This window comes from Bacillus sp. 522_BSPC, assembly GCF_001076885.1.
Taxonomy (GTDB): Bacteria; Bacillota; Bacilli; order Bacillales; family Cytobacillaceae; genus Niallia; species Niallia hominis.
The window spans coordinates 1-6,534 of sequence record NZ_JVDT01000147.1 but is presented as its reverse complement, the minus strand read 5'-3'; the positions used below and the strand labels follow the sequence as shown (position 1 = coordinate 6,534).

General features: G+C 35.1%; 6 protein-coding genes and 1 pseudogene. All 7 read left to right on the top strand.

What is annotated here, in order from left to right:
- Nucleotides 1-79 precede the first annotated feature (79 nt).
- Nucleotides 80-1,084 (top strand): transposase, encoded by a 1,005-nt coding sequence (locus tag ADJ83_RS11535; protein WP_109769519.1) that lies wholly within the window; start codon nt 80-82, stop codon nt 1,082-1,084.
- 25 nt (nt 1,085-1,109) lie between these two features.
- Entirely contained in the window at nt 1,110-1,664 is a 555-nt protein-coding gene (locus ADJ83_RS11530) for a hypothetical protein (protein ID WP_152910798.1), read from the top strand.
- A 172-nt stretch (nt 1,665-1,836) separates the two neighbouring features.
- A complete protein-coding gene (tkt, locus tag ADJ83_RS11525) occupies nt 1,837-3,843 on the top strand; it encodes a transketolase (protein ID WP_031540188.1) in 2,007 nt (668 codons plus the stop codon).
- Nucleotides 3,844-3,996: 153 nt separating this feature from the next.
- Nucleotides 3,997-4,437: a sporulation inhibitor of replication protein SirA gene (gene sirA, locus ADJ83_RS11520; RefSeq protein ID WP_031540187.1), complete on the top strand. Its 441-nt coding sequence runs from the start codon at nt 3,997-3,999 to the stop codon at nt 4,435-4,437.
- 86 nt (nt 4,438-4,523) lie between these two features.
- The gene (locus tag ADJ83_RS11515) at nt 4,524-4,742 is read left to right on the top strand and encodes a YneF family protein (RefSeq protein ID WP_016205025.1); all 219 of its coding nucleotides are present in this window, start codon (nt 4,524-4,526) and stop codon (nt 4,740-4,742) included.
- Between the two features lie 940 nt (nt 4,743-5,682).
- Nucleotides 5,683-5,820, top strand: a complete 138-nt coding sequence (locus ADJ83_RS25590; protein ID WP_155986794.1) for a hypothetical protein — start codon at nt 5,683-5,685, stop codon at nt 5,818-5,820.
- Between the two features lie 74 nt (nt 5,821-5,894).
- A pseudogene (locus ADJ83_RS24900) lies at nt 5,895-6,260 on the top strand (PIN domain-containing protein); the annotation flags it as partial.
- Nucleotides 6,261-6,534: the final 274 nt, after the last annotated feature.

The following is a 6,534-nucleotide window of genomic DNA, read 5'->3' as shown; positions in this document are numbered from 1 at the left end:
TTCTTACACGGAATAAATAACACCAACGGATAAAATAGGTTATAATAGACTTATTAATTATTTAAGTTGGTGTTTATTTATGCGTACTAAAAACAGGTTGAATCCAAGCGAGTCTATCTATTACAGTCCTGAAATTTCAAATTGTCCTGACTGTGGAGAGAAATTAACCTATTGCCATCCTGTATGGAGGAAAACCATCTCTACCCTAAAAGGGGAATTTAAAGTTATTAATCTTGGCTATCGCTGTGAAAATAATGGCTGTGAGAACAATACTGTTTATCGTTCTGCGGAGGCTGAGCAACTTAGTATGAAGCACATCACCTATGGCATGGATGTCATTGCCCACATTGGGCACTTGCGTTTCAAAGAACATAAAACCCGTTCAGAAATTGCCACCATCCTAGCTGAGAAGCAAGTGAAAATCTCAGAAAGGCAAGTTCAGAAACTGTACGAACGATATGCGTTACTTCTTCGTTCAGCGATTACAGAAAATATGAAAGAAACCTTAGAGGAAGTCGTGGAACAGAACAATGGATTAATCTTATCCATTGATGGCGTTCAACCTGAAAAAGGAAATGAAACGTTGTATGTTATTCGCGAGGTCTTAAGTGGCACCATCTTGGCAGCACATAATTTAAAGAGTAGCGCCTCTCAAGAGTTAATCGGAATTATTCAACCAATTCTTGATTGGGGTTACCCTATCCAAGGTTTCATCAGTGATGGTCAGCAGTCAATCCGTTTAGCAATCGAAAAGATAGCACCGGACATCCCATATCAATACTGTCAGTTCCATTACTTCAAAGATATCGCAAAACCGTTGGTAGAAAAGGACAGAAAGCTAAAGACAAACATCAAAAAGAAGCTAAGGGGAATTCGGGAAATCGAAAGAAAAATTGAAGAATCATCATCAGTAAGCATGGAAGAAGAAATTGCGAGTGACTATGTAGCGGCGATTCGTTCAGTGCTTTTGGAAGATGGAAAACCACCGTTTGAATTACCAGGTACACGTGTCTTTGAGCGAACAAAATCAATCAAGGACTCGATTGAAAAATGCCTGGATAAAAAAGGGGACTCCTTTACTTGAAAAGCTGTTCAGAATAGTCAGAAATGTGGATAACTACAAAAAGGATTATCAGCTCGTAAAACGGTGGGATCTGCGTTTTAAAAGGATTGCCACAATCATGGATCCTTCCGAAAACAAAACAAGTTCTTGGGTTGAATCCCGGTTAAAACAATATCTGACCCAAATAGAAAAGGAACTAAACCGTGAAGATGATTTTGCCTTTGTGGACAATCTGATGAGATATAGTAAAGGCTTTTGGAAAGGTCTCTTTACATTTTACGATTACCCTCTCCTGCCAAGGACAAATAATGATTTAGAGCTTTTCTTTAGAAGAACAAAAGTAAGGCATCGTAGGATTACAGGCAGTCGAACTTGGAATCGATACATTGTTCGTCACGGTGAAAACATCGTATTCGTTGAAAATGTTAAAAATGAACAAGATGGGCTGCAGAAGATTCGGAATGCTACTTATTCTGGCTATAAAAAAGAAGTTAGTAAGTGGGACAGTCGAATACATGAACACACAAAACAGAGAAGATTTAAGCAGGACCCAAATGCATATTTAAACAATATTGAAAGCAAGTGGAATCGGCACAACTAAATCATTGTGTTAGTTGTGCCGTGTAAGTTTTTTTTATGTTTTCTATTGGAATTTATGGGTAAAATACGAAATAAATGTCGAAAGTATATAGTGGTGCTTATTTTCTTAGTTTATTGGAGAAAAAGAATCATTTAGGCATAATTATTATTTGAAAATGAGAGGATGTTGAATAGTGAATACAAAGCTTGACCATTTATCGATTGCTTCGATTAGAACTCTATCCATTGATACAATTGAAAAAGCAAAATCAGGTCATCCAGGAATGCCGATGGGAGCAGCTCCGATGGTGTATACCTTATGGACATCTTATATGAATCATAATCCTAAAAATCCTGACTGGTTTAATCGTGATCGCTTTGTGTTATCTGCCGGACATGGCTCTGCATTACTGTATAGCTTATTGCATTTATCAGGCTATGACTTAACCCTTGACGACCTAAAACAATTTAGACAATGGGGAAGTAAGACTCCAGGGCATCCTGAATATGGACATACTGCTGGGGTTGATGCTACAACAGGTCCTCTTGGACAGGGAATTGCGATGGCTGTGGGGATGTCGATTGCAGAAAAACAATTAGCGGGAGTTTACAATAAAGATAACTATGCAATCGTTGATCATTATACATATAGCATTTGTGGGGATGGCGATTTAATGGAAGGGGTATCTGCTGAAGCTGCTTCTCTTGCTGGACATCTAAAGCTAGGCAAATTAGTTGTAATGTATGATTCCAATGATATTTCTTTAGATGGCGATTTAGATAAATCCTTCTCCGAGAGTGTGGAACAGCGATTTAAAGCATATGGTTGGCAGTATATCCGTGTAGAAGATGGAAATGACACAGATCGGATCGCAAAAGCACTTGAAGAAGCGAAAAATGATCAAACGAAACCAACGTTAATTGAAGTGAAAACGATAATTGGATTTGGTGCGCCTAATAAAGCCGGTAAATCCCTTGTTCATGGCGCTCCCCTTGGTGCAGATGAACTTAAGTTAACAAAAGAAGCATATAACTGGACATTCGATGAAGATTTTTATGTTCCAGATGAAGTATATAATCACTTTAAAGAGTCTGTTGCTGTACATGGCGAGAACAAGGAAAAAGAATGGAATGAGCTTTTTTCAAGCTATGAAAAAGAATATCCAGAACTTGCAAAACAATTAAAAGCTGCATTAGCAGATACCTTGCCCGAGGGTTGGAATCGAGAAATGCCAGTTTATGAAGAGGGAAGCAGTTTAGCAAGTCGTGCATCTTCAGGGGAAGTAATCAATAGTATTGCAAAAAATCTTCCATTCTTAATTGGTGGTTCCGCCGATTTAGCAGGAAGTAATAATACAATGATAAAGGGAGAGAAAGATTTTACACCTGAAACTCCAGAAGGTAGAAATATTTGGTTTGGAGTAAGAGAATTTGCGATGGGAGCTGCTTTAAACGGAATTATGTTGCATGGTGGCTTAAAAATATTTGGCGGAACATTCTTTGTTTTTTCCGATTATTTAAGACCTGCCATTCGTCTTGCAGCACTAATGGGATTGCCTGTAACCTATGTATTCACCCATGATAGTATTGCAGTAGGTGAGGACGGCCCAACTCACGAGCCTGTTGAGCAATTAGCTTCATTAAGAGCGATGCCAAATCTATCTGTCATTCGACCAGCCGATGGGAATGAGACAGCTGCCGCTTGGAAAATTGCTCTAGAGTCTAAGGATAAGCCAACAGCATTAGTGTTAACAAGACAAAACTTACCGACGATTAAAGGTACAAAGGATAGTGCTTATGAAGGGGTATCAAAGGGTGGCTATGTCATCTCTCCTTCAAAAGCAGAAACGCCTGATGCCCTATTAATTGCAGCAGGTTCAGAAGTTGGCCTAGCGGTTGAAGCCCAAAAAGAATTAGAGAAAGAAGGAATAAATGTTTCAGTCGTTAGTCTACCAGCATGGGATCGATTTGAGCAGCAATCCAAAGAGTATAAACAAAAAGTATTGCCAAAAACAGTGAAAAAAAGATTAGCGATTGAAATGGGAAGCTCTCTTGGTTGGCATAAATATGCAGGGGACGAAGGAGATGTACTCTCCATAGAAACCTTTGGAGCATCTGCGCCTGGAAATGAAATTTTAGAAGAATACGGATTTAGCGTGTCTAACGTAGTGAAGCGATTAAAAGCACTGTTAGAAAATTAAATGGTGCAGGATGGCTGTGTTTACTATCAGTCCATCCTACTTTCTCTGATTCGACAAAATAAGTCTGTTTTTTTTACACCTTGAGACACATCTTGAAATAAACCTTCTTTATAATAGAAGGAAAAGAAGTGGACAGGTTGGTGAAGGTGAAGTATGAGAAGATATCAATTGTATTTAATAAAAGAAAAGGTCGCCATTCATTATAACGGTAGAGAACGCTTGTTTTACAATTTATTTTCGGACCATACTAAAACAGACGATGAACAATTAAAGAGAATTCTTCAAAAACAGGTTGATTTTATCACACTTCCTATTTCCAAATGGATGATTGAAAATCAATTATATGCCGCTCTGCAGCAAAATAAAAGCTTTCAATTAAAAGAGGGAGTTTTTTATATTGATAATGGAAATTTAAGCAAAGCATCGTTAACAGTGGAAGAGAATTATTTATCGATAGAAGCAGATGGCTACTATGATGCAGAATCTATTTTCTTTGAAATTATTCGCAAACATGAGCCTTCTTTTTTAGCCATTGATGTAGAAAATGGGAGATTCGGCTGGTTAAAACCGATAAAAGAAAGAAATTTTGTGTAAAATGGAGAAATTCTGTAACAGATATTGTATAATATTATCTGGTCTAGTACACTAAAGTATAGACAACATGAAGGAGGAAAAAAGATATGCCTTGGTACGCTTGGTTAAGTATTGTCGTAGCCTTAATCGCCGGTATTGTTATCGGATTTTTTATTGCGCGTAAATACATGATGAACTACTTAAAGAAAAACCCACCAATTAATGAGCAAATGTTAAAAATGATGATGATGCAAATGGGAATGAAACCTTCTCAAAAGAAAATCAATCAAATGATGACAGCGATGAACAAGCAACAAGGAAAATAATAGGACGAGCTCCCTTGGTAACAAGGGGTGACATCCTATTCTCTTGGTTGATTAGATAGCAATCATTCGTTTTTATAACGTGATTATTAGTGATAGATGAAACAAACATAGAAGTTTTAAGTGAAATTGGTTAATCTGTCATCAAACTAGTTAAAACCGCCTATTCTGTTGGAAACTAAACCAATAGGAAGGTGGTTTTTTGTATTAGATTCACAAAAAAATTATTAACAAAAATCAAGAGTATCGAGCGATGAAACATTATCTACAAGAGAAAAAAGGAATTACTGTGTAAGATTTTATAACAGTACATGATGTAAAAGCTTATATTAGAAGTATACAATTAGAGGGTTTACAAGCTCAAATTATTGTTTCAATGTTTAAGATCACAGAGCATTCCTCTTAGGGTTTGAATCTAAAAAATATGAAGAGAAGATTGCTAGAAAAGTTGAATCGCCTTAGTTACCTTTCTCGAACTAATAATTCAAATATATTAATGATTTTGGTATATCGATTTTTGGTGAAGGAAGTGGTTTAACCATTTTTTCAGATGCAGAAGTTATAGGATTACAAGCTACTGAGAATTTTCCAAACGTGACTGAAGTTATTGATTTACGTGTATGTTGTAAGGGAATCTTTATTCAACAGCTAGAGTATATATAATTTCGCACAAAGAACGTATTGAAGAGTTAGTAGATACAATTAAAAACATTGTTGAAAATGCTTAGGACGGGTTTTAACTCCTGGCTTATTTATTTTTCCAAAAACCTCGATAATTGACAAAATATTCTTTATTTCAAATTATTTTGTTTTGTCAATGAGAAAATATCCCAATGAATTTCTTCTTCCGAAGAGGAATATATGGTACAATATAGGCAATAAAGTATAGTAATAACTTCTTTTAAGGTGGTGTTACTATATGGATAATAGGGAGGAAAAAGACATGGCAACAGTCGTAAAAAAAGAAGACCAAGTATTAGACTTCATGGATGATCTTCAAGACATTATTCAAAAAACAATTAGTGAAAAAAATCTAACTCCTGATGAAATTAAAAAAGCATTAGATTATAAAAGAAGATGACGAAAAAGTATAAAGTAGTTATTGATACAAACATTTTCATTCAAGGATAGTTTTATGGTAATTCAAATTGCCAAACTATTCTTAAACTAATAAGAGATAATAAAATATATTTAGGTTTTTCACAAGATAGTATAGGCGAATTATTATATGTTACTAAAAATTTCGCTAGAAAATTTATCGATGATAAAAATGATAGATTGAAAACTTTAAATTACATTTCAAAATTATTTTATTATGGTAGTTCAGTAAATATAGCAGATATGGATGATGTTTCTGAGATTAAAGATAAAACAGATTTAATGTTTGTGCAATGTGCCATAGGTTATAACGCAGACTTTATTATTTCAAATGACTATAAAAGCGGCATGTTCGATGTATCACAATATTCATTCAATGTTCTTTCTGCTGAAGATTTTATCGAATTAATTAATGAAATATGAGAAACCCTCTCCTAAATTTATACTGATTGCTAAAAGTTATAATAAAGAATTTAACTTTTTGAGGTTAGTACAATTGGTGAAGGTCTGTTTATTTTAGATAGGAGAAAAGGTGAATATACCACATTCCACCTATCTTTTTTCTCTTAATTCAGACCAAAAATATGAAAAATATAGATGCAACTATTTAAAAGATGAAATGAAGGATTCCTTTTTGGATTATTTAAAAAGAAGGCTCTGTTAAAGTCTGTTGTTGATAAATTGATTAACAGGAACT

Coding starts and splice junctions, on each gene's coding strand:
- ADJ83_RS11535 (WP_109769519.1), top strand. CDS start 80: ATGCGTACTAAAAACAGGTTGAATCCAAGCGAGTCTATCTATTACAGT.
- sirA (WP_031540187.1), top strand. CDS start 3,997: ATGAGAAGATATCAATTGTATTTAATAAAAGAAAAGGTCGCCATTCAT.
- ADJ83_RS11515 (WP_016205025.1), top strand. CDS start 4,524: ATGCCTTGGTACGCTTGGTTAAGTATTGTCGTAGCCTTAATCGCCGGT.
- ADJ83_RS25590 (WP_155986794.1), top strand. CDS start 5,683: ATGGCAACAGTCGTAAAAAAAGAAGACCAAGTATTAGACTTCATGGAT.